The 26,210-nt window shown below is 69.5% G+C and carries 24 protein-coding genes; 10 read left to right on the top strand and 14 right to left on the bottom strand.

Annotated features, from left to right (window positions below):
- The 3 genes from ON23_RS12605 to ON23_RS12595 form a co-directional block, all read left to right on the top strand.
- On the top strand, positions 1-1,008 hold a 1,008-nt coding region (locus ON23_RS12605; protein ID WP_039778306.1), incomplete at its 5' end, for a thioesterase domain-containing protein.
- Positions 1,005-1,994, top strand: coding sequence for a daunorubicin resistance protein DrrA family ABC transporter ATP-binding protein (locus ON23_RS12600; RefSeq protein ID WP_036501587.1), 990 nt, complete (start codon positions 1,005-1,007; stop codon positions 1,992-1,994). The genes ON23_RS12605 and ON23_RS12600, both read left to right, overlap by 4 nt.
- A gap of 101 nt (positions 1,995-2,095) precedes the next feature.
- Positions 2,096-2,896: an ABC transporter permease gene (locus tag ON23_RS12595; RefSeq protein ID WP_039778312.1), complete on the top strand. Its 801-nt coding sequence runs from the start codon at positions 2,096-2,098 to the stop codon at positions 2,894-2,896.
- A 64-nt stretch (positions 2,897-2,960) separates the two neighbouring features.
- On the opposite strand, the gene ON23_RS12590 is transcribed toward ON23_RS12595, so the two are convergent.
- Positions 2,961-3,296, bottom strand: a complete 336-nt coding sequence (locus ON23_RS12590) for an RNA polymerase-binding protein RbpA (RefSeq protein WP_030517018.1) — start codon at positions 3,294-3,296, stop codon at positions 2,961-2,963.
- 204 nt (positions 3,297-3,500) lie between these two features.
- Between ON23_RS12590 and ON23_RS39230 the strand changes: the two genes are divergently transcribed.
- The 3 genes from ON23_RS39230 to ON23_RS12575 all read left to right on the top strand — a co-directional run bounded on the left by ON23_RS39230 (position 3,501) and on the right by ON23_RS12575 (position 7,451).
- Positions 3,501-3,827, top strand: a complete 327-nt coding sequence (locus tag ON23_RS39230) for a hypothetical protein (protein WP_223273776.1) — start codon at positions 3,501-3,503, stop codon at positions 3,825-3,827.
- A gap of 1,475 nt (positions 3,828-5,302) precedes the next feature.
- On the top strand, positions 5,303-6,589 hold the full coding sequence (locus tag ON23_RS12580) for a prenyltransferase/squalene oxidase repeat-containing protein (RefSeq protein WP_143860281.1): 1,287 nt from the start codon (positions 5,303-5,305) through the stop codon (positions 6,587-6,589).
- A gap of 4 nt (positions 6,590-6,593) precedes the next feature.
- Positions 6,594-7,451 carry a DMT family transporter gene (locus ON23_RS12575; protein ID WP_039778303.1) on the top strand — a complete coding sequence of 286 codons (858 nt, stop codon included), beginning with the start codon at positions 6,594-6,596 and terminating at the stop codon, positions 7,449-7,451.
- Here the strand turns inward: ON23_RS12575 and ON23_RS12570 are convergent.
- Positions 7,390-8,088 (bottom strand): phosphoribosylanthranilate isomerase, encoded by a 699-nt coding sequence (locus ON23_RS12570; RefSeq protein ID WP_039778302.1) that lies wholly within the window; start codon positions 8,086-8,088, stop codon positions 7,390-7,392. The two genes, ON23_RS12575 and ON23_RS12570, sit on opposite strands and share 62 nt — an antisense overlap.
- Before the next feature lie 80 nt (positions 8,089-8,168).
- Positions 8,169-9,149 carry a glycosyltransferase family 9 protein gene (locus ON23_RS12565; RefSeq protein ID WP_039778301.1) on the bottom strand — a complete coding sequence of 327 codons (981 nt, stop codon included), beginning with the start codon at positions 9,147-9,149 and terminating at the stop codon, positions 8,169-8,171.
- Positions 9,150-9,490: 341 nt separating this feature from the next.
- Between ON23_RS12565 and ON23_RS12560 the strand changes: the two genes are divergently transcribed.
- Positions 9,491-9,841 (top strand): hypothetical protein, encoded by a 351-nt coding sequence (locus ON23_RS12560; protein ID WP_039778300.1) that lies wholly within the window; start codon positions 9,491-9,493, stop codon positions 9,839-9,841.
- Between the two features lie 65 nt (positions 9,842-9,906).
- On the opposite strand, the gene ON23_RS12555 is transcribed toward ON23_RS12560, so the two are convergent.
- From ON23_RS12555 to ON23_RS12540, 4 genes are all read right to left on the bottom strand, one after another.
- Positions 9,907-11,103 carry a Dyp-type peroxidase gene (locus ON23_RS12555; protein WP_039778299.1) on the bottom strand — a complete coding sequence of 399 codons (1,197 nt, stop codon included), beginning with the start codon at positions 11,101-11,103 and terminating at the stop codon, positions 9,907-9,909.
- Positions 11,096-11,695 carry a copper chaperone PCu(A)C gene (locus ON23_RS12550; RefSeq protein WP_083903882.1) on the bottom strand — a complete coding sequence of 200 codons (600 nt, stop codon included), beginning with the start codon at positions 11,693-11,695 and terminating at the stop codon, positions 11,096-11,098. The genes ON23_RS12555 and ON23_RS12550 overlap by 8 nt, the downstream gene beginning before the upstream one ends.
- A gap of 773 nt (positions 11,696-12,468) precedes the next feature.
- Positions 12,469-13,002: a hypothetical protein gene (locus tag ON23_RS12545; protein ID WP_039778298.1), complete on the bottom strand. Its 534-nt coding sequence runs from the start codon at positions 13,000-13,002 to the stop codon at positions 12,469-12,471.
- A 102-nt stretch (positions 13,003-13,104) separates the two neighbouring features.
- On the bottom strand, positions 13,105-13,614 hold the full coding sequence (locus ON23_RS12540; protein WP_039778309.1) for a GtrA family protein: 510 nt from the start codon (positions 13,612-13,614) through the stop codon (positions 13,105-13,107).
- Positions 13,615-13,715: 101 nt separating this feature from the next.
- Here ON23_RS12540 and ON23_RS12535 point away from each other — a divergent pair, with 101 nt between their 5' ends.
- Positions 13,716-14,516, top strand: a complete 801-nt coding sequence (locus ON23_RS12535; protein ID WP_039778297.1) for a helix-turn-helix domain-containing protein — start codon at positions 13,716-13,718, stop codon at positions 14,514-14,516.
- On the opposite strand, the gene ON23_RS12530 is transcribed toward ON23_RS12535, so the two are convergent.
- Both ON23_RS12530 and ON23_RS12525 read right to left on the bottom strand, forming a co-directional pair.
- Entirely contained in the window at positions 14,502-16,271 is a 1,770-nt protein-coding gene (locus tag ON23_RS12530) for a hydroxysqualene dehydroxylase (RefSeq protein ID WP_039778308.1), read from the bottom strand. The genes ON23_RS12535 and ON23_RS12530 overlap by 15 nt on opposite strands.
- A gap of 60 nt (positions 16,272-16,331) precedes the next feature.
- The gene (locus ON23_RS12525) at positions 16,332-17,771 is read right to left on the bottom strand and encodes an NAD(P)/FAD-dependent oxidoreductase (protein WP_083903881.1); all 1,440 of its coding nucleotides are present in this window, start codon (positions 17,769-17,771) and stop codon (positions 16,332-16,334) included.
- Between the two features lie 235 nt (positions 17,772-18,006).
- Here ON23_RS12525 and ON23_RS12520 point away from each other — a divergent pair, with 235 nt between their 5' ends.
- Complete coding sequence (locus tag ON23_RS12520; RefSeq protein WP_039778296.1) at positions 18,007-19,359, top strand: WS/DGAT/MGAT family O-acyltransferase; 1,353 nt, start codon at positions 18,007-18,009, stop codon at positions 19,357-19,359.
- A 50-nt stretch (positions 19,360-19,409) separates the two neighbouring features.
- On the opposite strand, the gene ON23_RS12515 is transcribed toward ON23_RS12520, so the two are convergent.
- The 4 genes from ON23_RS12515 to ON23_RS12500 are packed head-to-tail and all read right to left on the bottom strand — an operon-like array spanning position 19,410 to position 23,059.
- The gene (locus ON23_RS12515; protein WP_039778294.1) at positions 19,410-20,468 is read right to left on the bottom strand and encodes a cobalamin B12-binding domain-containing protein; all 1,059 of its coding nucleotides are present in this window, start codon (positions 20,466-20,468) and stop codon (positions 19,410-19,412) included.
- Between the two features lie 26 nt (positions 20,469-20,494).
- Positions 20,495-22,102: a PP2C family protein-serine/threonine phosphatase gene (locus ON23_RS12510; protein ID WP_039778293.1), complete on the bottom strand. Its 1,608-nt coding sequence runs from the start codon at positions 22,100-22,102 to the stop codon at positions 20,495-20,497.
- A 60-nt stretch (positions 22,103-22,162) separates the two neighbouring features.
- Positions 22,163-22,675: an ATP-binding protein gene (locus tag ON23_RS12505; protein WP_039778292.1), complete on the bottom strand. Its 513-nt coding sequence runs from the start codon at positions 22,673-22,675 to the stop codon at positions 22,163-22,165.
- A gap of 24 nt (positions 22,676-22,699) precedes the next feature.
- On the bottom strand, positions 22,700-23,059 hold the full coding sequence (locus ON23_RS12500; protein ID WP_039778291.1) for an STAS domain-containing protein: 360 nt from the start codon (positions 23,057-23,059) through the stop codon (positions 22,700-22,702).
- A gap of 436 nt (positions 23,060-23,495) precedes the next feature.
- Here ON23_RS12500 and ON23_RS12495 point away from each other — a divergent pair, with 436 nt between their 5' ends.
- On the top strand, positions 23,496-23,882 hold the full coding sequence (locus tag ON23_RS12495) for a DUF1304 domain-containing protein (RefSeq protein WP_039778290.1): 387 nt from the start codon (positions 23,496-23,498) through the stop codon (positions 23,880-23,882).
- 215 nt (positions 23,883-24,097) lie between these two features.
- On the opposite strand, the gene ON23_RS12490 is transcribed toward ON23_RS12495, so the two are convergent.
- Positions 24,098-26,210, bottom strand: a 2,113-nt coding sequence (locus ON23_RS12490) for an excinuclease ABC subunit UvrA (RefSeq protein WP_039778289.1), incomplete at its 5' end; no start/stop codon positions are given.

Below are 26,210 nucleotides of genomic sequence, written 5' to 3'. Positions count from 1 at the left end.
GACAAGGTCGGCGCCGACGACGGGTTCTTCGATCTGGGCGGCAACTCGCTGCTGGCGACGAAGGTGGTGGCGCAGCTGCGTTCGGCCGGGATCGAGATGCCGGTGCAACTGATGTTCGCCGAATCCACCCCGGCCGGTATCGCCCGGCAGCTGGCGGCCTCCGGCGAGGATGTGCTGGCGGTCGCGATGCAGCCGCTGCTGCCGATCCGGCCCGCCGGCGAGTCCACGCCGGAGCCGCTGTTCTGCGTGCATCCGGCGATCGGCCTGTCGTGGTGCTATGCGGGCCTGCTGGCACATCTGCCCGGCGACCGCCCGGTCTACGGGCTGCAGGCCCCGCACATCACCGGCGAGCAGCAGCACGACTCCATCCGGGCGGCCGCGAAAGACTATGTCGCGCATATGCGTTCGGTGCAGCCGGAGGGGCCGTACCATCTGCTCGGCTGGTCGCTGGGTGGTCTGATCGCGCACGAGATCGCGGTCCAGCTGCAGGAGGCGGGCCAGCAGGTGGCGCTGCTGGCGATGATGGACAGCTATCAGCTCGGCGATCGCTGGCTCGACCAGGCGATGCCGGGCGTGGCCGACATCATCGGCGAATTCGGCAGCGATCTGCTCGGTGGCGACCACGGCGTGGACCCGGGCCTGACCCTGGACGAGGCGGCCGAGCTGCTGCGCAACCGGCCCGGCCCGTTCGCGGCGCTGACCATGGACCATCTGCAGCGGCTCTACACCGGATATGCCAACGGCACGGTGCAGGCGAACGGATTCCGGCCGCGGGTCTTCGACGGTGATCTGCTGTTCTTCACCGCCGCCGACGACGAGATCAACCTCGCCGACCCGCAGCGCTGCGCCGCGGCGTGGGAACCGTTCGTGACGGGTGTGATCGCCGACCGCAAACTGCGCTGCCGGCATTCCGGCATGACGACGCCGGAAGCGCTGGCCGTCATCGGCCCGGTGCTGCGGCAACAACTCGAGGCCGCCGCCGGCGGCGACACGGAGGAGACGCTGTGAGTTTGGCAGTGGAAGTCACCGATCTGGTCAAGACCTACGGTAAGGCCCGGGTACTCGACGGCATCGATCTGGAGATCCCCTCGGGGACCGTGATGGGTCTGCTGGGTCCCAACGGCGCCGGGAAGACGACGACGGTCCGGATCGTCACCACCCTGTTGAAACCGACCTCCGGCAATGTCCGGGTCGCCGGGGTCGACGTGGTGCATCATCCGGCGCGGGTGCGCACCCGGATCGGGCTGTCGGGGCAGTACGCCGCGGTCGACGAGAACCTGTCCGGCTTCGAGAACTTGCGGATGGTGGCCCGGCTGTACGGGATGGACCACAAGAAGTCCGCCGAGCGCGCGACCGAACTGCTCTCGGCGCTGGGACTGGAACATGCGGCCGGGCGCCGGGCGGGCACCTACTCCGGCGGTATGGCCCGCCGCCTGGACCTCGCCGGTGCGCTGGTGGCACGGCCCACGGTGGTGGTGCTCGACGAGCCGACCACCGGTCTGGACCCGCGCGGGCGGCTCGACATGTGGAAGGTCATCGGCGATCTGGTCGACGACGGCACCACCGTGCTGCTGACCACCCAGTATCTGGAGGAGGCCGATCAGCTGGCCGACCGGATCACCGTGATCGACAAGGGCAAGGTGATCGCGCGCGGCTCGGCCGATGAACTGAAGACCTCGATCGGCGGCGACCGCCTCACCGTCACCCTCGCCGAGGGGCAGGACCCGGGCCCGGCGAAGTCCGTGCTGAGCGAGGTCGGTCTGGGCGAGCCGATCCACGAACCGGGCGCCGATCACGTCTCGATCGTGGTCGGCGACGGCACCCGCACCATGGTCGAGGCATTGCGCCGGCTCGACGACGCGGGAGTGTGCGTGGTGGACGCGGAGGTGACCCGGCCGAGTCTCGACGATGTGTTCCTGTCGCTGACCGGTACGCCCGCGGAGCCGATCGAAGAATCCGAAACCGAAGACGTAGCAGAGGAGATCATGTCGTGAGTACCGTCGAAGCGGCGGTCGCCGAATCGGAGACGGCGGCGGAGCCCACGCAGACAGATGCGGCGGTGACGCGGCCCGACATCGACAAGGACGTTCATACGATCGCGGCGCCGGTCCGGGTCTTCCGCGACAGCGCGATCATCGCCTACCGCAATCTGCTCACCATCCTGCGGGTGCCGACGCTGCTGGTGACCGCGACGGTCCAGCCGTTGATGTTCGTGTTCCTGTTCGCCTACATCTTCGGGGCGTCGCTGGGCGGCGGCCAGTACCGCGAATTCCTGCTGGCCGGCATCTTCACCCAGACGGTCGCCTTCAACGCCGCGTTCACCACCGTGGGCCTGGCCAACGACCTGCAGAAGGGCATCATCGACCGGATGCGCACACTGCCGATGTCGCGCATGGCGGTGCTGATGGGCCGGACCCTGTCCGACACGGTGGTCAACGTGGTGGCGCTGACCGTCATGGTGGCCTGCGGCTATCTGGTCGGATGGCGGATCAACGGCTCGGTGGCCGATGCGGCGCTGGGGTTCGCGATCATTCTGCTGTTCGCGTTCGCGATGTCGTGGGTGGGTGCGCTGACCGGTCTGATCGCGCCGAATGTCGAGGTCGCCCAGAGCGCCGGACTGATCTGGCTGTTCCCGGTCACGTTCATCTCCTCGGCCTTCATCTCCGCCGAGACGCTGCCCGGCCCGCTGCGTTCGATCGCGGAGTGGAATCCGATCACCGCGGTCTCGGCATCCGGGCGCAAACTGTTCGCCAACAGCTCACCGCCGACCTTCGCCGCCCCGCACGGCTGGCCGGTGGATCACTGCGTGGAATACGCGGTGGCGTGTTCGGTGGCGATTCTGGCCGTGGCGGTGCCGCTGGCGTTGCTGCAGTACCGCAAGGTCGCCAGTCACTGACCGTCCCGACAGGCGAAAGTCCCCCCGCACCTGGAGTGCGGGGGGACTTTCGCTGTTTTTCGATTTACCGGCCGCGCCGGGTCTTGAGCAGTTCGAGGCGCTCCTGCAGCAGTTCCTCGAGCTCCTCCTTGGAGCGGCGTTCCAGCAGCATGTCCCAGTGGGTGCGCGGGGGCTTGACCTTCTTGGGTTCCTGGGTGGTGCCCTCGATCAGGATGCCCTCCTGACCGTTACGGCACAGCCAGGTCGGCGGGATTTCGGCGTCGTCGGCGAACGGGACGTCGAACTCCTCACCGTTGTCGGTCCGGTACCGCGCCACTCGACGTGGTGCCAGGTCGTGGTCGCGGTCCGTCTCGTAGCTCACCGCTCCGAGCCGGCTACCTCGGAGTACGCGATCTGCCATGGTGTGCGGTCCTCTCTGGCCTGTCGGCAACGTTCTATGGACTATCAACGCGCCGGCGGCCCGATCGGTTCCCGCGACGGTCAACCGGGCTATTTTACGGTCTCGGCCGGGCCTGGCCGCTGTCGGCCCGGCCGGTAGCGGTGATTCGCCGGTTCCGGCGAGGCCCCGGCGCGGGTGGCGGGCGGGCGGCTAAGGTGTCGGGTCATGTCGCGCCGTGTGCTGTCGTCGTGCCTGTGGTGCGGCCGGGAAATCGCCGATACCGAGATCGGCCGCCGCCGCAGGTATTGCCGGCAATCCTGCCGCCAGCGCGCCTACGAACATCGGAAGGGTCTGGAGGGGACCGGCATACCGGAGGATTCGGTGGTGCTGAGCGCTCAGGAGGCCGCCGATCTCGCCGACCGCTGGTTCGCCGCCCGGTGCGCGGCCGAGGATGTCGCCACCGCCGTCGCCGAGGGCGCCGATCCCTCGGAGCTGGCCGAATTGACCGCCAATCTGGTCGCACTCGCCAAGGACGCCGAACGGCTGCGCTGATCGTGCCGCACGCGGCTGTGCTGACCGTGCCGCACGCGGCTGTGCTGACCGTGCCACACCACGGCCGCGGCCGCGGCCAGGGTCACCACGCCGAGCGCGAGGAACGCGAGCACGGTGGCGCGATCGGGGTGGATCAACGGCACCGCCCGCAGCGCCTGCCACAACAGCAGCGCCACCAGCCCGGCGTACCCGAGGCCCAGCACGCCGATCAACCGGGCGCGCACCCGTTCGTCGAGCCAGGGCCGCCGGCGCGCCAGCCAGGCCGTGATCGCGACCGCCGCGAGCAGGACCTGGATGCCGTGCAGACCCGCGAAATGCGGAATCCGCAGATCACCGCCGATCGTGCTCCAATGCGTGATCGGCATATCGCCGACGCCGTCGCGCACGGGCAGGGCGGTATCGGTCACCGTATGTCCGGCCGCGAGCCGCACCGGCCGGCCCTGCGCGTCACGCACGGTCTGCTCGCCGGTGAAGCCCATCAGATAGCCGAGTGCCATCCCGGCGACCGCGATGACGAGCCCGGCGTGCACGGCCCGGCTGGTGGGACGATCGAGGACACGCTGGCGGCACAGGATCACCGCGACGACCAGATTCGCGAGGAACAGGCCCGGAACGCCGGAGGCGAACACCATCTGGCCGATCGAATTGACCGCATCGGTTTCGGTGTCGAAGTGGCTGAAGGTGCCGCGAGCGGCCTGCACCACGATGAAACCCACGTCCACGACGCCGGTGACGGCGAAAACGGTTCCCGCCCACCAGGTCACGCGCGCACCGCGATGCGGCACCGACAGCAGCCACGCCAGGGTCAGCGTGTACAGGCAGAAGGCGATCCCGAACTTGCCCGGTTTGAGCCACACCGACTCACCGAGGATGCGGCGATCGTCGAACGGCATGGCGCACAGGCAGCACAGCGCCAGCGCCGCCATCGCCACCGAGGTGCACAACAGCGGCCGGTGCCATCGGCGGGCGGGGGAGGTGATCGTGGTCATGACGCGAAGGTAGGGGCGGCGATTCCCGTCGCGCGTCCCCCGCTCGTACTGTTCGGCTCTCATACTCCGGTACCGGTTCGTGGCGGCGGAAGGCGAGCTCTGTCACGGGATTTGCCTGTCGACGGTGTGTCGCCGGCGGTACCGGCGCGTCGTGGATTGCAATTGCGAGTCGGCCCGGAAGCGGTACGGCCACGGGATGGCTGCCGGGAGATAACAGTCGCATCCACGGCCGCCGACTCCCACGCCGAGCCGTCGTGAATCCCGCTCGCGGCCTTGACATTTCGCGGCACAGGCCGCGGCTACCGGGTCGCCGGGCCTCGAGATGCAACCGAAATCAGCCCGCTACCAGGCAATTCGGGCATTGTCCGGCGGCGCGGCTTGTCGGACCATCCGAGTAACTTGGCGGTTATCAGCCCCATCGAAAATCTCCGGGGCTTCGTATCAAGGGGGCGGAGAGCCGTGTCGAACATCGACGAGCGTATCCGGATGGCAGTGGAATGGCTGCGCGGCAGCCAGTTACCGCATCTCGACGGGGGTGCGGGGTGGGGCTGGATCCCCGATGTCCCGCCCAACCCGCAGAACACCGCCGAGGTGGTCTGCATCCTGCATCGGGCCGGATGCGAAATCCCGCGTGCCGCAAAAGTTGCCATGCTGGTGCGGGCAACGGTCGTGCAACGGCCGATCGGCGACGAATGGTACTTCCGTACCCCGATCGACGTCGCGTGGCGCATCCGCGCCCTGCGCTGTCTCGGAATCGCGGAGACCGACCCCGATCTGGCCGGGTCCGTGCGAAATCTGCTGGACCAACAGGATTCCGAAACCGGCGGCTGGCGCATGTCCGGATTCCTCGGCCCGGTGTCGATCACCGCGACGGCCGCCGCGGTGGAGGCGCTGATCGGTGGCGGTGCCTTCGACGGCGAACGCCACCAAGCCATCTCGCGGGGCATCGCCTATCTGGTGTCGTCGATGTATCAGGAGCCGCGGACGTTGCCGATGTACGCGGCGGCCCACATCGCCGCCGTGCTCGCCCGGCCGGAGATCGTCCGGATCGGTGACAAACGCGCCGAACGCGCCTGCGAGCTGGCGGTCAAGCGACTGCTGACCGGGCTGCGCCGGGGCGAGTGGGATATCGAGACCGAGATCTTCCGCCGTGACGATCTCGTCGACACCTGGCGCCACCTCACCCTGCATCTGGCGGTCGGGGCGGTGATCGCGGCCGACAGCCGCACCATCTTCGACCCGGCCGTGCGGGCGGCGATCGTCGCGCTGCTGGATATGCAGGAGATGGACGCATTGGCCATCTACCGGGGCGGTTTCCGCATATCGGACGAGGGGCCGGTCACCTCGTATGCCACCACGCAGGCGCTGGAGGCGCTGCTGCAGGTGCGGCCGGCGATCAACGAGCGGGTGAATCCGGCGAAGGTGTACGACGAGATCTGCCGGGTCGACGGCGCCCATCGCACCGACCCGCAGGCGATCGCCACACTGGGCGGGCATCGCATGCTGATGAATTCGACTGCCGGACAGGCGATGCTGGTGCTGGCGGCGTCCGCCGGTGCGACGGTGTTCGCGTTGGCGGTGAGTTTCGACACCGTATTCGGCACGGTCGGCAGTCGCGCGCTGGTGGTGTGGGGGACGTTTCTCGTCGCGGTGGGCACGTATTGCGGTCTGGCGACGCGCTTTCCGCGACTACCCAAGCGGCGGGTGGCGAGCGCGGTGTTCGCCGCGTTCACCGCGCTGGTCATGCCGGTGGTCACTTATCTGCTCGCCTGAGCCGATGAGCGGCCCGCTGCTGCGCATGGTCGCGGTGACCTGCCTGTGGGGTACCTCCAGCGCCCTGCTGGCGACGCTGGCCGCTCCGACCACCGCGGGCCTGGTGGCTCTCGGCGGAGCGGTGCCGCTGCTGGTGTCGGCGCGGCTGCGCGGACTGCACCCGTGGGCGACGCTGGCCGCCCATCCGGCGTTGTACTTCCGGCTGGGCGGGCTGGAGGCCGCGAATCTGGCCCTGTACGTGGCGGCGCTGCGGATCGGCCCGCTGCCGGTGGTGGTCGCCCTGCACCTGACCGCGCCGATGCTGATCATTACCGCCGCACTGGTCCGCCGCCGGCGCGCGCCGACGCTGCCGGTACTGCTCGAACTGCTCCTGGTCGCGGCGGCGATCGGGTTGGTCGCCTGGCCGCACGCGAGCGGCGACCCGCAGATCGCCGCGGTGACCGGATGCGTTCTGGCACTGGGCAGTGCGGCGTGTGTCGCGCTGCTGGTCAGTGTGATCGCCCGGCACTCCGGTCCCGACCACACGATCACCTCGGCGGCGCTGCAGTTGCTGTTCGGCGGTATCGCGAGCAGCCCGCTGCTGCTGCTGGATCCACCGTCGGGGCGAGTCGCGGTCGAGCTGGCCGCGGTGGGCGCCACCCTCCTCGGCCCCGGATTCGCGCTCTACTGGCAGGCCCTGCGGCAACTGAGCGCGGCCACAGCCAGCGTCATCGGGCTCAACGAGGCCGTGGTGGCCACTCTGGTGGGAGCGGTGGCCACCCGCAGCCTGCCCACGGCGGCGACCGCCGCCGCGGGGCTGCTCATTCTGATCGCGGCCGGGCTAGAGCAGCGATCGGCGCCGCGACATCGCGTGCCGCCCTGACGAATTCGGCACAGTGCGCGGGGTCCTTGTCACCGCGGCCGTCGTCGACACCGGAATTGACGTCGACCCAGGACGGCCGGACCGCGTCGATGGCCGCGGGGACGTTGTGCGGATTGAGTCCGCCGGCGAGCATGACCGGAAAGGCGGGAGAGTCGAACAGTTCGACGATGCGTGCGCTGATCGACCAGTCGTGGGTGCGCCCGGTGCCGCCCAGCCGATGGGTGGATCGCGAATCCAGCACCAGCCCATCGCAATCCGGCGCCGCCTGCTCGGCGGCGCCGATCGCCTCCGGTCCGGTGACGTGGACCGCGCGGATCACCCGCCGGCCGCCCGCGCCACGCCGGACCGCGCGCGCGGTGTCGGGTGAGATCAGGCCGTGCAGCTGGATGCAGTCGACGCCGATCCGATCGGCGAGGCGCAGAACCTCGCCCGCGTCGGTGAGGTGGGTGACCAGTACGCGTTCCATCGAGGAGGGCACCAGCCGGGACAATCGGTGGGCGGATTCCGGGTCGAGTTCGTCTTCGCTGAAATGCGTCGTGCCCGAAATGAATCCGGCCGCGTCCGCATCGGCTGCGACGACGGCCCGGAGATCGGACTCGCTACGGATACCGCAGATTTTCGTTCGGACGGTGATCATCGGCACACGATACTGCCCGAACGTGTCCAGTCCGGTGGTTCGTGGCGATTACCACGCTGACCGCGCCCGTCGCGCGGAACTCAGCCGACGCGGCGATACGCGGTGCCGCGCCGGTCGGCCTCGGCCCACCGGCGCCGGTCCAGCTGGGTGTCGACGGCCTCCACCACATCCGGAACGGTGATCTGCAACAGACCCGGATCGGGGGTGTCGCCGTCGCGGTCACCGGTGCGGCCCGCCCACAGCGCGATGTGGCGGCCGGACAGATGCGGTGGTGGTCCGCTCCTGCTGGGCGCGGTGGGGCCGAACAGTGCCACGGTGCGGGTGCCGAATGCCGTCGCCAGATGTGCGACACCGGTATCCCCGCACACCACGAGCGCGGCCTCGGCGACGGTGGCCGACAGTTCGATGAGATTCTGCTGCCCGGCCAGCACCTGGTCGTGTGACAGGCCCGCGCGCGCGGCGATGCCCAGGGCGAGATCGCGTTCGAATTCGTCTCCGGTCACCACGACCTCGCGGCCTTGCACCAGCAGGTGACGGATCACCGCGGCGAATCGTTCACCGGGCCAGCGACGGGCGGGCGCCCCGGCGCCCACGTGCACGACCACGCAGTCGCGGTGGCTGGTGGTGGCCACCGGCGGCACCAGGCCGAGATTGCGGCGGTCGGCGCTGATGCCGGCCGATTCCAGCAGATGGCACCAGCGGTCGATGTCGTGCATATCCGCTTGCCATTCGGGGCCGTCGAGATCGGGGAAGGCGGCATTGCGGTAACTGAGCAATCGTGTGGGTTCGGTGCGGGCCAATTCGACGATGCCCTCGGCGCCCGGACCTTGCAGGTTCACTGCCAGCGCGGGCGGCGCGCCGTCCCAGCGCATGGTGTGCGGGTCGGCGGCCGGGACCATCTCGTCCACCGACGTGACGAGGTCGACGATGGGTTTGAGCCGGTGCGGTGCGGCCAGCACGATGTGATCGCGTGGCCTCGCCCGGCGCAGCGCACGGAGGGCCGGGACCGCGGTGAGAAGATCACCCAGTCCACGTGCGCGCAGCACGAGTACAACCGCCACCCTCTTCTCCTAGCCGTCACCAAGCGACCCAGCAGTCCCGACCCACTCGATTGCGCACCGTTGCCGCGGCACGAACGAAGAGAGCCACCTGAAGATGACTACCCGAGCCGATCCGGCGTGAAACGCGCGTATTTCCCCACCGGCTCGCATCCAAACCGGTCGGCACCCCTCGGGGGCGCGGCGGCCTGCCGATCGCCCGGCCGACACGCGGGAAACCGGCGCTGTGAGCGGGCGGCGTCGCGAGAACGCATGGGGCGGTGCGGATGTGCGGGGGAGGCGGACGAACGTAGTTCTACTACGCAGTGTCGTTGACTTTGCGTCGATCCTCTACGCTGTGAGCCATGACAGTCGTCTACAACCTGGTGGTCATCGCCCACCTGCTCGGTCTCGCCGCGGTGATCGGCGGATACGCCGCCGGACGGCCGGCGGTGTCGCAGGTGATGCTCTGGGGTGCGCGAGCGCAGATCGTCACGGGTCTGATCCTGGTCGGTATGGCCGACAGCATCGATTCCCTGGACAAGAATCTCGACATGGCCAAGATCGTGGTGAAACTGGTCATCGCGGTCGCCGTGGCCGGTCTGGCCGAGATCGCGCACGCGGATGCCAAGCGTGGCAAGACGATTGCCTGGATGGCCGACGCCGCCGGACTGCTGGCCATCGCCAACGTGTTCGTGGCCGTGCTGTGGCACTGACCCGCTGACCCGCGCGGCATGCGATGCGGTTCGGCAGCGACTGCCGAACCGCATCAGATGCCCGTTCAGCCCTCCAGCAGGGTCTGGCCGAGGTAGCCCTGTGCGTCGGTGATTCCTGGCGGAATCACGAACACCGCGGACCCGACGGGTGTGGTCCAGGTGTTCAGGGCGTCGAATTCGGCCAGGCGGCGTTGCACCGGCAGATACTGCGCCGCGATATCGCGCTGATAGGCGGCGAACAACAACCCCGAATTCGAGGTGGTCCCGGGCGCGGGGGCATCGTCGTAGTTGTAGCCCCGCCGCAGGAAACGCTCGCCGTCGCTGGTGTGATGCGCCCGGGCGATGTGTGCCGAGGGCGGTATGACCGGGATGCCGTGGGCGTCCACGGCCGCGAAATCCGGATCGTCGGATTCGCGGGTGCCGGTCAGTGGCGCCCCGGTCGCGATGCGCCGGCCCACGGTCAGTTCCCGTCCCTCGGGGTCGAGTTCGTCCCAGGTGTCCAGATTCATCGCGATCCGGCGCAACACCATCGACGTGCCGCCGCGCAGCCACGGCACGGTCGCGCCGTCGTCCCACACCAGCCGATCGAGATCGGCTCCGGGGGCGATGTTGACCGTGCCGTCGACCTGGCCCATCAGATTGCGCATCGTCTGCCCGGCAGCGGCGTTGCGGAATCCGCGCTGGGTCCAGCGCACCGTCACCAGGGATGTCACGCTGCGTGACAGCGTCCGGACCGCGTGCGCCACCGTCGTCGCCTCGTCCGCGCAGACCTGCAGCAGCAGATCCCCCTCACAGAATGCGGAGTCGAGCCGGTCGATGGTGAAGGCGGGCAGTTGCGCGAGCCACTGCGGCCGTGCGGATTCGAGCCCTGCCACGGTGAACAGCCGCGGGCCGAATCCGACGGTCACCGTCAACCGGGCGGGCCGGCGAGCCAGCTCCGGTTCGGTATCGGCCAGCGCCGGCTCACCGGCCGCGAGCCGCGCCGCGTCCCCGGACCAGATGCGCAGCAACTCCCACGGAGGTCCGGCCCGGCCGGTCCCGGGCCGCAGATCGAAGGCCACGAATGCCGCCTGCTGCTGTGGCGCGGTCGCGACCCCGCCCTGATGCGGCCCGTAGAACGGTTCGCGCGCGGTGCCCGGGTCGGCGGTCTCGGTGTGGCGCGTCCAGTGTTCGGCGCCGAGGGTGAGCCCCGCGACGCCCGCCGCACCGGCCGCGGCCGCACTGCCGCCGAGTAGCCGCCGCCGCGAGAGCCGCTCAGCCACCGTGGGCGGCCGGGGCCGGTGAGTAGTTCTCCTGATTGCCCGCGAAGTCACGCACCTGCGCGGTGAAGGTGGTGCTGGTGCCGTCGGCGAACTTCACCGTGACCGGTGTCTGCGCTCCCGTGCGCAGCGGGGCCTTCAGATCGATGAACATCAGGTGGTCGCCACCGGGCGTCAGTTTCGCGCTGCCGTGTGCGGGGATCACCAGACCGCCGGCCTTGGGCCGCATCATGGACGCACCGTTCGACTCGACCACCTCGTGGATCTCCATGCGTGCCGACGCCGGGCTGGTCGCGTCGACGACGCGGATCTCGTGGTCGCTGGTGTTGGTGATATTCGCGAACGCCGCCGACATCCCCGCATCGGCGGCCTTGATCCATTGATCGCTCACGGTGACCGAATTGGCGTCCGCGGCAGTGGATGTGCCGCCGGATGAACATCCGGCCAGTAGCAGCGGGATCGAGGCGGTGGCGGTGATCAACAGGGCCGCGGATCGGCGCCGGCGCGCGGGACCGGGCGTGGTGCGGGGCGGCCGTGCCGGACTGCGGTCACCCGAAGCGAAAGCGGAACGCCCGGCGTGGGGGAGAGAGAACATTGGTGAACTCCGTTGTATGAGAAGAGGTTTCATCGACAGATGGCGGGGCCGTTCAGCGGGCACACTCATCGAGACCGGGTATCGGCCCGGCCGCCGGTTCGCGCGGTGCGCTGTCGACGGGTGAGTGAGCGCTTGCCTTACTCCGCCATCGGTATTCGCTCGTTGCTGCCGAGCCAGGCGCGGTGGTTCGACCTGGGCGATCACACGAACCGGCCGCATGCGGCTCGTCCGGACTCCGATCGACCCAGGTTCTATCGGAACCGTGGACGCGTGGGCGGCCGGAACAGCACTGCGTGCGATCGGTGAGTTGCGGTCGCGATGTCCACAGCGGTCACCGGACGAGGCTGGCGTGCCGATGTCGACCCGGCGCACCGGACAATCGCCGCTGAGACCGGGTGTGAACCCGGTCCGACGGCGTCCAGCAGCGGACTGCTCGAGCGATCACTTCCGATCGCGTAGCCGGCTGTCCAGGAGCCGTGTGGCACGGTCCATTCGGGTCGCCGGACCCTCGATTGCCGATTGCCGATTGCCGATTGCCGATTGCCGATTGCTGATTGCCGATTGCCGACGGGCGGCCGACGAGTGGCGAACCACCGGTGGTGGGCTCCGGGGACCCGCTGGGCGCACCGTGCGGCGGCTCCCGGCTTCCCGGGGACTAATCGCGTATCGCGCAGCTCAGCTGTCGACGATCATCGGTAGTCCGGACCCGATCCGGCGAGACAGTGGACTCGTCCACCGAGATACCGGTATCACGCCGACGCGGCGACGCGGTGCTAGGCAGCGAACGAACCGATGAGGGCCGGCGGCCCACGCCGCCCGGTGCCCGACGCCAGTACGAGCCGCCGCGGCACGGTCACCGTATCCGGCGCCGAGACGACGACCGGAGCGCCGCCGATCCCGAGGATGTGCGTGACCGCGCCGACCGCGCGTCGAATCAGTGAAACCGCGCGTCGCAGCGTGGTTTCCGCACCGCGGACCAGGACCGCCCCACCCACTGTCGCCGCCAGGTGCGCGACCAGCATGGGCGCGGTGATCAGCACGTCGTGGCAGTGCGGCGACAGCGTCAGCGCCAGGTGGCCGAGCAGTTGCCCGATCGCGAGCAGGCCCATGAGCCGCACCAGTCCGGTGCGAGTGTGCGCGGCGAGGCAGCCGATCGCGGTGCTCGCTGCGATGAGCATCATGATCGCCGCGGATCCGGGTGCCACCGGCCCGCCACCGAGGGCGTGGGCGGCGATACTCACCGTGCCCGCGGCGGCGCCGACGCATCCACCACGCAGTCGCGTGGAAGGGTCGGCCGTTGCTCGCACCCGATCATGGTATCGGTGCTCGCCGGTGTGCCCGGCCGCCAGGTCCAGCGGTTCGCACCCGGCGTGATGCCCGTCACCACTCGGGGTTTCGGCGGTTCGGGGTCAGAGGATCTCCAGCTCGGCCTCACGCAGATCCTGGGGAAAGACGAATCGCCGCAACGCCCAGAAACGGAACGCCATCGCCAGCAGGACGCCCAGGATCTGCCCGGTGATGAAGTTGGATACCGCCTGGGTGAACGGGCTGACGTGCGGCACCCGGATGTCGAAGACGTACAGCGAGACCGCCTGCGGAATGACGGTCACGCCCACCGCCAGCGCGCTGACGGCGAAGAACAGCGCCGCCTCGTGACTGCGCTGACGCCCGCCGCGGGTGTTGAACGACCATTCCCGGTTCAGGATGTAGGAGACGATCGTCGCGATCAGCACGCCGAACACGCGCGCGGTCAGCGGCTTGTCCGGCAGCACGGTCAGTTTGAGCGCGTACACCACTCCGGTGTCCACGAACCAGGTGATCGCGCCGACGACGGCGAATTTCATCAGCTCCCGATGGGCGAGCAACAGTGCGCGCCAGCGTTCGGGCAGCCGGTCCAGTCCAGCCTGCACCAACGACACGCAATCCACCCTAACCGTGAGCCGCGTGCCGGGCATCCGGACAGCGATCATGACCCGCGAGGTAATCGTCACGCCGACCGCACCCGCATACGATCGGGCAGGTGCCGACCCATACCGCCGGAGATCTGCTGCGCCACTGGCGTCGCACCCGCCGCCTCAGCCAGCTGGAGCTGGCCGGGCGCGCCGAAACCTCGACCCGCCATCTCAGCTTCGTCGAAACCGGCCGGTCCACGCCGAGCCGCCAGCTGATCCTGCACCTGAGCGAGGAGCTCGACATCCCGCTGCGCGAACGCAATCGGATGCTGCTGGCCGCCGGCTACGCCCCGGTCTATGCCGAACCCGGATTGGATACCCCCACCATGGCCCCCGTCCGCACCGCGATGCGGCAGATCCTCACCGGCTACGAGCCGTATCCGGCCCTGGCCGTGGACGCGCAGTGGAATATGGTCGACGCCAATTCCGGTGTCGCCCTGTTCCTCGACGGCATTCCCGCCGATCTGCTGACGCCGCCGGTCAACGCGCTGCGGCTGAGCCTGCACCCGCAGGGGCTGGCGCCGCGCATCCTGAATCTGGCGCAGTGGCGCGGACATCTGTTCGAACGCGTCGATCGCCAGATCGAGGCCACCGGCTCGGCCGATCTGGCCGCGCTGCGCAGCGAACTGCTCGGATATCCCGGGGGCCGTGACGATCCCGGTCTGCCCGAACCGGATCAGGCCGTCGTCCCGCTGCGGCTGCGCCACCACGACGGCGAACGCGGCGACATCGAACTGGATTTCATCAGCACCATGACCATTTTCGGCAGCCCGATGAACGTCACCGTGGCCGAGCTCGCGATCGAGTCGTTCCTGCCCGCGAGCCCGGAGACCGCCGAATTCCTGCGCCGCCGTTCACAGCTCGAGTAGATGCGGCAGCCCGGCCCGATAGCGGTCGGCGTCGAGGCGCTTGAACGGTTCGAGCTCGGGCGGTGCGTACATCGGGAACACGGCCGCCCGCGGCGCGGTGTCACCGGCCGCGTCCAGCACCGCGTTGGCCGCCTTGCGTCCCGCCTCGCAGGCGCCCTCCATGGTCGCCAGATCGATGCCGGTGCGTACGTGGTCGCCGCAGAAGAACACGTTGCCGATCGCCGAATGCGCCTCCGGGCGGTGGTCCCAGGAGCCGACCGTGTTCACCAGCAGCGGGGTGTCGTTGCGGTTGCCGCCCTCCTCGAAATGCACACCCGGGTCGACGAACCACGAGTGCAGGTCGTCGTCGCGCAGCCAGCCGGTGCCGGTGTTGAGCCAGCGTTTCAGCTGCGCCCATACCTCTTGCACCACTTCGTCTTTCGTGCACTGCTTGGCCGGTTTGCCGTACAGGATGCCGGGGGTGTCCCAGTCCGACACGTCCGCGGACAGGCATTCCACCACCGTGCCGTCGCCGTAGCGGGCCGCGAAATCGCCGCGCCACATCGGCGCCTGGCGCAGTGCGGTGATCGCCCACGGCGAGCCGAGTGCCGCGATGTGTCCTTCCGGCACGCCGGTGGGCCGGCGCAGGTAGAACTGCACGCCGACCATCCAGTCCAGCACCAGTTCCCGCATCCCGGCCAGCGCCGGGTCCGCGGCGAGGATGTCGTCGTCGAGGATCGTGGCCGCGCGGTCGGCCGGCATCGCGCACACGTACCAATCCGCCTGCACCGCACGCCCGCCCACGTTCGCGCCGCTGATCCGGTCACCCGACAGGCGCAGGCTCGTCAGGCCCGCGCCGACGACGAACCGGACGCCTTGTCCGGACAGATGCGCCACCCACGGATCGATCCACGCTTCGTTGGTGGGGCCGTTGAGGATCCGATCGACCCCGCCGCGATAGTGGGGCGCGATGCCGGCGCCCGCGAAAACCAGCGCCTCCCCGATGGTTCCGATGGTGCGCGCGGAACTGGTCTCCGACTTCGCCGCCACCGTGATCCGCGTCAGTGCTCGCGCCAGGTAGTCCCGATAGGCCTGCGACTTCCCGGCGGCCCCGACCGCGTCCATCCACGATCGGTACTCCCATTGGCCGAAGCGGCGTTCGGGGGAGCTGGTGAACCACATCATCATCCGGTCGCCGAAGAACGCCAACTCCTGCGGCGGGAGCTGCGGGATGAACCCGAATCCGGCGACGAGCGAGTTGCGGATGCGATCGGGGTTCAGCTCGCGTAGACCGGCGATCTCGGTCGGCACCGTCACCGGCGGCAGATCCGGGAATCCGGCGACCGTGGACTCCACCCGGATCAGATTCCCGGCCACGCCGTTCGCGTTGCCGGGGAACGGGATTCGCGCCATCGTATCCGGAACGTGCTGGTAACAGCCGGGGAAGAACCGGAATCCGTGTTCGCCCGGCAGGTCCGCGCGTCCGCCCGCCCCGGTGCCGGGCACGCTCATGCTGCGCGCCTTGCCGCCGAGCGCGGACGGTTCGTACACCGTGACGGCATAGCCGCGTTCGGCCAGTTCGTGCGCTGCGGTCAGCCCGGACACGCCACCGCCGAACACCGCCACCGTGCGTCCCGGGCCCACCTGGCGGCGTGGCGGATTCGCGCGTGCGGCGGTGGCCCATGCGCCGCTCGTCGCGAGGGCCGCGCCCGCTACCGCCGCCCCTCGCAGCAACTGCCGCCTGCCGAATCCACCCGGATCGTCTCGACCGGTCATGTCCACTCCTCGAATCAGCGAGCGGGACCGGCCCTGCGTCGATCCCGAAGCTCGAATTTCTCACCGCGGCCACGCCGAGCCCCACCGCGCCGCCTGACGTTCCCGCCAGTCCCGCGCGCTGTCGCGCACCTCGCGAATCACGGTGTCCGCCACCGTGGTCGCCGGCGCGTGCGCCAGTGCCTGCAGCGCGAACTTCGCCGCCCGTGCCGGGGTCAGCAGTTCGTCGGGGGTTCGTGCGCGGGTCATCACATCCAGCGCGAGGCCGGCCAAGTTCGGGTCGGCCGCGCCGGCGCGGTAGAGCTGCACCTCGAGCGGTGACATCTCGGTGCCGCGGGCGAGCCGGTTGGTCCACTGGTACATGGGCAGGCAGTCCTGTTCCCGCCGGTGCTCCCATCGGATCAGGGCCCGGTCCAGCGCGGCCGCGTCGTCGAGTACCGGGGCCGCGCATTCGCCCAGCAGCCGCCCGTAGCGCATCGCATCGCGCATTCCCTGTGCGGTGACCGGATCCTTGAAATGGCCGGCGTCGCCGGGCAGTGCCCAACCCGGACCGCTGGAGCGGCGGAAGTAGGAGACGATGCCGGTGGCCGAGCGCACCCGGCCGATCCGCTCGCAATCGGCCAGTCGCACAGCGAGTTCCGGGATCGCGGCCACCATGTCGCGGTAGCGCTGCTCGGTCTGCCCGGCGGTGCGCGGACCGTGGGCGACCGGCGGCTGGATCAGCGACAGCACCGCACCGTCGTCGCACGGAAAGGCGGTTCCCAGCAGATCCCCGGCCCGCCACTGCGCGGCCGTCGACCGCCATTCCGGGCGGCCGTCGCGCCAGTAGGCGAAGTAACACGCGCGCCCACTGGGCTTGCTGCGGTACGGGTCCAGGGCTCCGGTCAGCCGCGCCACGGTGGAGCGGCGCCCGTCCGCACCGACCACGAGGCGGGCCCGGATCTCGTGCGTGGTCCCCGCGCGATCGACCGCGCGCACGCCGGCGACCCGGCCACCGTCGCGGATGAGTTCGGTGACCCGCATCGATTCGTGGACGGTCGCGCCGGCCGCGCGCGCCGTGGACACCAGCGCCGCGTCGAATCCGGTGCGCCGCACGCACATCGCGTAGTCGATGCCGTCCACGGCGGTGAACGGCGCCCGCACCACCTGGCCGGCTCCGGCGGCGAACGCGACCCGCAACCGGGGCGCGCCGAGTGCCAGCACCCGCTCCAACGCGCCCAGTGCCGCCACCTCGGCGAGGCCGGCCGGCCACAGCAGATGGGTGGAGAGGGTGTCGGAAGGAAACCGCGCCGAGTCCACGACGACGACGCGCCGTCCCGCACGGGCGAAGGCGATGGCCGTAGCGGCGCCCGCGCAGCGCGCTCCGACCACCACCACATCGGTGAATTCGATGTCCGGGCAGTCGTTTTCGCCGCGATCGCGGTCCGTCACCGGAAGGTCCCGGACGGTCGCGCGAGTGCCCGAATCGGTCGGCGAGGAGTCGGCAGGTTCGTCGGTAGGCATCGGCGCCGCCTTCCGGGTCACTATGTTCGGACACTATGTCCTGATGAGAGAATGAAGTGACTCCTCTCACATTGTCAATATGTTTGGTCCGATTCATCGCGGCAATTACCGACGCCTGAGCCGCCCGGGCCGGTGACACGCCGGATCACACACCTGATCCGATCGCATCCGCGATGATCACCGGAAAGGCGTGGCCGCCCGGCCCGATCGGAGACGACCGTGATGAGGTACCGCGATGACATTGATGTCACCCCTGGACTCGGCATTCCTGCTACTGGAATCGCGCGAACACCCCATGCACGTCGGCGGGCTCTCCCTGTTCCGTCCCTCGGGCGCCGAGCCGCGGTCGGCGCGGCAGTTGCACGACGAATTGGTCTCGGGCACCGACCAACTCACGTCCTTGTTCCGGCGCCGGCCCGCGCGCTCGCTGGCGAGCTTCTCCGCGCTGCAGTGGGATCTCGACGACGACGTCGATATCGACTATCACGTCCGGCTGCTCTCGCTGCCCACGCCCGGACGGGTGCGTGAACTGCTGGAGCTGGTGTCGATGCTGCACGGATCGCTGCTGGACCGGCATCGCCCGCTGTGGGAGGTCTACGTCATCGACGGTCTCGCCGACGGCCGGATAGCTCTCTACGCCAAGACGCATCACGCGCTGATGGACGGTGTGTCGGCAGTACGCACCTGGCAGCGGGTCCTCTCCGCCGACCCCGATGCCCGCGACTGCGTGCCGCCGTGGCGCTCGCCCCGCCGTCGTCCGGACGCCGGCCCGGCGACGTTGTTGCGCCGCTCGGCCGAGGCGGTGCGCATGGCCGGGCGGATCGGCACCGCCGTGCCCGAATTGCTCTCGGGCGCTTACGAGATCGCGCGGGACTATCCCGAACCGCGCCCGTTCCGGGCGCCGCACACGATGTTCAATGTCGCCATCACCGGTGCCCGGCGATTCGCCGCGCAGTCGTGGCCGTTGCCGCGGTTGCGCGCGGTCGCGGCGCGCGCGGGGGCGACCGTGAACGACGTGGTGCTGGCGATGTGCGCGGGCGCGTTGCGCCGGTATCTGCTCGCCGAACAGGCGCTGCCGGCCGAGCCGTTGATCGCGATGGTGCCGATCTCGCTGCGCGGCACCACCGAATCCGGTGCCGGAGAAGGTAATTCGGTGGGCGCGGCGCTGTGCGATCTGGCCACCGACGAACCCGATCCAGCCGAGCGGCTCGCCCGCATCCACTCGTCGATGGCGCGTACCAAGAACACCATGTCGCGACTGACGCCGCTGCAGATCCTGGGGCTGTCGGCGATCAATGTGGCGGGGCTGGCCTCCGCGGCGCTACCGGTCCGCCTGCCGGCACCGGCGCCGCCGTTCAACATCGTCATCTCCAATGTCCCCGGCGCCCCCGAGCCGCGGTACTGGAACGGCCTGCGCCTGGAAGCCGCCTATCCGGCGTCGATTCCGCTCGACGGCCAAGCGGTCAACATCACGACGATCAGTTCCGGTGGCGCCATGCATTTCGGCATCGTCGGGTGTCGCCGCAGTGTGCCGCATCTGCAGCGGCTGCTGACCGGACTCGACGAATCCCTCGCCGAACTGGAGTAGCCGGGCTCTGCGCCGCAACCGGACGTGACGCGATGGCCGGCGCTCGATGGTCAGGCGATGAGCGCGGTGTCGGTGAGGGCGTCGGTGGCGGCGGCGAGGATCCGTCGCGCCCGTGGGAAGTCCTGTAGCTGCCCGCCGAGCAGATCGAGGACGGGAAGCAGCGATTGCGCGGGCACGGCGCGTGCGCTGAGCACGCCCGCGGTCCAGGTGACGAAGGTGGTGAACAACTCGTCGTCGTCCAGATACAGTGCGGTGGCGAGGAATTCGAGAATCTGCGCGATATCCTCGGCGGTGCGTTCCAGCTGGTATTCGGAATATTCCCGCATCGCGGGGAAGCGATGCTCCAGCTCCGCCATGGTGGTCGCCGGCAACTGCGGTGTGCTGCGGGCGATCATGGTGAATTCCTGATCGGTCAGATGCGGCAGCGTCCGGTGCGGCCGCTGCTCGCGTCGCAGTCCCCGGGCGAGCAGCTCGGCCGCGGTCGCGGCATCCGGCGCCCAAGCGTCCGCACCCAGCACCTCCGCGTAACGACCGCCCGGCCCGAACGCCGCACCGCCCACGAGCACCGGCACTCCGGCCGCCTGACATGCGGTGATCGTGCCGTGCGCCGACGGCAGGCGGGTCGGCAGCGACGACGACAGCAACACGGCGTCGGGACCGGTGTTGTGCAGGTGTGCGATCAGGTGCCGCGTGGGCACCTGGGCGCCCAGGAAGTCGACGTGCCAGCCGCGCAGCCGCAGCACCTCGGCCACCAGGCGGGCGGGCAGCGCATGCCATTCGCCGTCCACACACGCGACGGTCACCCGGCCCGCCGAACCGGGGCGCGCGCCGGTCGCATGCAGAGCCAGTGCCGTCACGGCACGATCGTTGATCGCGGTGGCGGTGTGCTCGTCGGCGACACTGAGGGTGTTCGCGGCCCATTCCGCACCCACCCGGCGCTGCACCGCGGCGATCACATCGAGCAGGACCGCCTCCGGTTCCAGACCCGAATCCAGCGCCGCGAGCACGATGCCGATCGCCGCCCGTTCGTCGCGGCCCGTGACCGCCGTCCACAGCTCGTCTCGATATGCGGAGGCGTCGCGGGAGTTTCGGCGATACGGCTCGGACATGGACGGCGGCTCCTTGGCTGTGCGGGTCAGTCGATCACGACGGTCGGGGTGCGCGGCGCGGTGATCGCGACGACCGCGATGTCGTCGTGCTCGTTGCGGCCGACCCATTGGGTGGTGAGCATGTGAACGCGCTCGACCACCGCCTCCGCGGGCATATCCGCACACTGCGCGAGCGCGGCGATCAGACGCTCCTCACCGAACATGCGCCGGCCCAGCGGTCCGCCGCGAGCCTCGGTCACACCGTCGGTGTAGAGCAGACAGGTTTCCCCGGGCGCGAGCGACGTCCGGAATGTCGTCGCGGTGATGTCGGGGAGCGCGCCGACCAATTGCCCACGCGTCTCGGCCGTTTCGACGGTCCCGTCGGCGCGCACGATCAACGGCGGCGGGTGCCCGGCGGAAGTCAACCGCAGCAGCACCCGCCCTTCCCGATGTACTGCCGATGCCAGCACCAGCGTGGCGAACCGGTTGTGGCGCGAGGACACCAGCGCGTCGTTCAGCAGGCTGAGCATCCGCTGGTGATCGTCGGCCATCGGCACCAGCGCGTGCACCGTGTTGCGGATCTTGCCGGTCAGCACGGCGGCCTCGAGACCCTTCCCGCACACGTCGCCGAGCACGACGAGAGTTTCCTCGTCCGGTGTCGCCGCGCGGTGCACATCGTAGAAGTCCCCGCCGATGATTTCGTGATTCTCCGAAGCCCGGTAGGCGCCGGCCAATTCGATGCCGTGGGCCCGGTGCAACTGCGGCGGCAGTAGCTCGCGCATCAGGATCGCCGTGATGCTGGTCTGCTCGGCGTAGAGCCGTGCCGCCGACAACGCGATCCCCGCGCGGCCGGCGAACAACTGGGCGAAGACCTCGTCGCGCTCGTCGAAGATCCGCTGGCCGCAACGGCGCAGCAGTACCAGCGCACCCGCCGAAACCCCATGGCCGGGAAGCGGAGTCACGATCACCGAACCCGTGCGGTTGGCGAAACCGGGCGGCAGCAACCACGCCGGCACCGCCGCGGCGTCGAGCCACTGCGAGGGAATCGGCGGGAACCCGCGCAGCGCCTCGCTCAGTCCTGCCACCGCGTCGGGATCCTCTTCGACGACGGTCACCCGCACCGCACCGTGTTCGTCACACGAGACGACCGACAGCGCCCTCCCGGCCGGGGGAGTGACGACCACCGCCGCATCGGCGAGATGGCGGGCCGCGAGCCGGACCGTCGTCTCCAGGCACCTGTCGACGTTCAACGAGGCCAGCAGCTGCTCGGAGGCCTGCGACAGGAATGCGGTCCGTTCGCGTTCCTGCTCCAACTCCGAGCGGCTCTCGTGCAGCGAGCGCGCGGTGTCGCCGAGCAACCACCAGACGATCGTCCCGTCGGCACCCGGGGAGGCGACCGCATGCAGTTCGCGCCCGCCCGCGCGCCCGGACACCGAGGCGGGCGCCGATACGCCGTCCGATGCGGCCGTCGCGTCGTGTGCCGCGGACAACCAGGGCAGCGCGGCGCGGTGCAACGGCTCACCCACCGCCGCATCGGGTACCAGCGCCGCGGCGTCGCCGGTCAGCGCGACCACCGTGCCCGCGCGATCGACCACCACGGCCGGATGCGGTATCGCCGACCATCGGTCCACGCCACTCACGACGGATTCGGGCATGGCGGCCTCCTCACATCCTCTCGCACGAGCGAAACCCGCTGCGCCGCAGTCGAACCGGCGTCACGGCTGCTCTGCCGAGCTGCGTCGCGACCGTTGTCCGGTGTCCGGGGATCGCTCCTCGGTGGTGGGCGAGGCCACGAATTCCACGGTCGTACCGTCGGCGCCCGAGACGACGCGGGTTCCGGGCATCAGCGCGTTCATCATCGGCAGGCCGCGACCGCGATCCACCTCCTCGTCCGCTCTCGGCGTGCGCCAGGTCCCGCTGTCGGAGACGGTGATGCGGATCGAATGCGTAGCCGTGGCGTGCAGGACGACGGTCCGTCCGTCACCGCGATGCCCGTGCTCGACCGCATTCGTACACGCCTCGTTGACGGCCAGCAGCAGATCGTAGGCACGATCCGGTCCGAGGTTCGTGCCCGCGAGCCATGCCCGCAGCAGGGTCCGCACCCGCTGCAACTCCTCGGACCGGGCCCGGAATTCGATGTGCAGGTCCTCGAGCGATCGCTGCCCGCTGGTCGTCGAGGCCTTCTGCGCTCTGTTGTCGGGGTGACGTGGGTTCTCAGGGTGACGCACGCTTTCGGGGTGACGCATCCGATATCAGCCGTTCGTGTGGGTGGCAGCGTCGGCGACGGCGGCATCGATGTCGTCGAAGAGCGTGAATACCGTCGACAAGCCGGTGACCTCCACCACACGCCGCACCGGCCGCGGCGCCACCACCAGCACCCGTCCCGCCTGACGCAGGGCGCGGACCAGCACATTCATTCCCGAGGAGTCGAAGAACTCGACCGCGGACAGATCAACGATCAACTGTTCGGGCTGGCGAGTCACGGCCTGCTGGACAGCCGCATCCAGCCGCGGCGCGGTATGCGAATCGACCTCACCGGCCGCGGCCACCACCACGAAGCCGCCGACCGCGATGACATCGGCGGTGCAGCCGCTGTGGCCTTCGTATCCCACGTGTTCACCCTTCCCTACACTCCCGGCATTCGTGTCCGGCTCTCACGAGTATGGATCGTGACGGGCGAGCGGATGTGTGCAGGCACACCCGCGCACGACGAACACCGCGATACTCGGCGTAGTTTCGCGGTGCCGCGCGCGGCTGTGGTCTCAACCTCGCAAGATCACCGAGTGTAACGGCCGGTGCGCGCCCGCCGGGACACGCGTCGACCCGTGCCCGCCGAGCCCTCTTCACCGCGGGCCCATCGCATCCATCGCTCGGTGAGCGAAATCGCATGCGCCGACGGACGATCGGGAGACGCACGGCACGCCGGGGCGGGGTGGTGCGGCATTGCGGGGCCCGGTCCGGTGTGTCCGCCGCGACAGCCGACGTGTCGCCGACATGTCCCGGCCGCCGCGTGGTTATATCGCGCGACGACGTTCACGGAGGTGTTCGGTGACGACAGCAGGTCTCATTCTCGCGTGTCTCGCGGCCGCGATTCATATCTACATCTTCTACCTGGAGTCGGTGGCGTGGACGAGGCCGAAGACCCGAGCCATCTTCGGGGTGTCCTCGGCCGCCGAAGCGGAAACGACCAGGCCACTGGCCTTCAACCAAGGCTTCTACAACCTCTTCCTGGCCATCTGCGTGATCGCCGGAACCGTCTTCTTCGCGGTGGGCGAGACGACGATCGGCGCCACCCTGGTGTTCACCGGCGCCGGCTCGATGACCGCCGCCGGCCTGGTCCTGCTTTTGTCCAGCCCCGACAAGGCGAGCGCCGCCCTCAAACAACTGGTGCCGCCCCTGCTCGGCGTAATCGTTCTGGCGATCGGCCTGTTGTAAGGCGCCACCAGCCGGTGGCGCCTGCTGGCATGCGCGGAGTCGTGGGCACCTCCTGCCGGCGCGTGAGGCTGATGCCGAACCGGCGGACAACACGCGAGCCGATCTTCCGTTGATACCGACGAGCCCTGACGGCGAGCAGCGCGGATCTGGCCCGCCGCACGGCAGGCCCTGACAGCTTCCGCGCGCCCCGATACCGATCTTCCGGGGACCACGCATCATCGCAGAGCTGTGGCGAGATAAGGGGCGGTGGCGCTGGCGGGATCGGCGGCCGCCTCGGGCGGGGTGCCGGTGACGACGACACGGCCGCCCTCGTTGCCGGCGCCGGGCCCGAGGTCGATGACATGGTCGGCCTGGACCACCACGCGCATATCCAGTTCGGCGACCACGACGGTATTGCCCGCGTCCACCAGTTTCTGCAGGTGCAGCATCAGCCGGTCGGTGTCGGCCGGATGCAGTCCCGAGGTGGGCTCGTCGAGCAGATACAGGGCGTCGCCGCGATGGGCGCGCTGCAGTTCGGTCGCGAGTTTGACTCGTTGGGCCTCGCCGCCGGACAGTTCGGTCGCCGGCTGTCCCAGCCGCAGATAGCCGAGTCCGACGTCGCGCAGAACCGTCAGCGAGCGCAGGATGTCGGTGTCGCCGTCGAAGAACGCGCGCGCCTCGTCGACGCTCATGTCCAGAACCTCGGCGATATTGCGGCCCTGCCACGTGATTTCGAGTGTGCTCGCCTGGTAGCGGGTGCCGTGGCAGTCCGGGCACGGCGTGTAAACGCTGGGCAGGAACAGTAATTCGACCATCACCCAGCCTTCGCCCTCACATGTCGGGCACCGCCCGGACGCGACGTTGAACGAGAACCTGCCCGCGTTGTAGTGCCTGCGCCGCGCCTTGGGTGTACTGGCGAAACGGCGGCGGATGTAATCGAACATGCCGGTGTAGGTGGCGACGTTCGAACGGGGAGTGCGGCCGATCGGTTTCTGATCGATGCACACCACCCGGCGAAGATCGCCGACTCCACCGACGATCGTGCCGTCGACGGCCTGCGAGTCGTCCGAGAGCAGCAGGTCGTCTCCGTCGTCGTCGGCCGTGATCACCGGATGGCCCAGATGCTCACCGACCAGCGCGGGGAGTGCCTGACTGACCAGGCTCGACTTCCCGGAACCCGAGACACCGGTGACCGCGGTCAGGCATTTCAGCGGAAACGACACCGACACGTCACGTAAGTTGTTGCGGCGCACCTTCTTCAGGCGCAACCATTCCTCCGCCGGCCGCGGCGGTCGGGGTGCGGGCCGTTCGTGGCCGAACAGATAGCGACGTGTCGCCGATTCATCGACGTCGCGCAATCCTTCGGGCGGTCCGCTGTGCAGAATCCGGCCGCCGTTCTCGCCGGCGCCGGGACCGAGATCGACCAGCCAGTCCGCGGCGCCGATGATGTCGAGCGAGTGCTCGACGACGAACACGCTGTTGCCGCGGCGCTTCAGCCCCTCCAGGATGCCCAGCAGGGCGTCGCGGTCGCGGGGGTGCAGTCCCGCCGACGGCTCGTCGAGGACGTACACGACTCCGAAGAGTTGCGACGAGAGTTGCGTCGCCAGCCGCACGCGCTGCAACTCGCCCGACGACAGGGTCGGTGTGCTGCGGTCCAGAGACAGATAGCCCAGGCCCAGGTCGGTGACCGGCCGCAGCCGCTCCAGCAGTTCGGCGACCAAACGCTGTGCCGCAGCGCGTTTTTCGACCGACATGTTCGGCGTGCTGCGCACGTCCGGGGCCGCATCGTGCGCGGAACCGCCGGCCGCGACACGCTTGTCGACCGCCGCTCGGCGGGTCGTCTCGTCGAGTACGGCGTCGGAGCCGGTTCCGGTCGGGTGCCAGTTCTCGGCGAGTACCGACGACAACAGTTCGGTGAGGCGGCCCAAGGGAAGTGCGGAGAATTCGGCGATGTCGAGCCCTTCGAACGTCACCGACAGGGCCTCCGGTTTGAGCAGTTTGCCGTCGCAGGTGGGGCACACCGCACTGGTGATGAATCGGGACACTCGCTTCTTCACCGAGGCGCTCTTGGTGTTCGCGAACGTGTCGAGGACGTAGCGGCGCGCACCGGTGAAAGTGCCCTGATAACTGGGCTCCATCTGCTGCTTCAGCGCGCGACGCGTCTGCGCCGGGGTGAACCCCGCGTAGACCGGCACCGTCGGATGCTCGTCGGTGTAGAGGATCCAGTCACGATCCTTCTTCGGCAGATCTCGCCAGGGCCGGTCGACGTCGTAGCCGAGTGACACCAGAATGTCGCGGAGGTTCTGACCGTGCCAGGCCGGCGGCCAGGAGGCGATCGCCCGGTCCCGG

The organism is Nocardia cerradoensis NBRC 101014, assembly GCF_000308535.1.
Lineage (GTDB): Bacteria > Actinomycetota > Actinomycetes > Mycobacteriales > Mycobacteriaceae > Nocardia > Nocardia cerradoensis.
The sequence above is the reverse complement of the archived record's forward strand: the minus strand, read 5'-3'. Positions and strand labels throughout refer to the sequence as shown.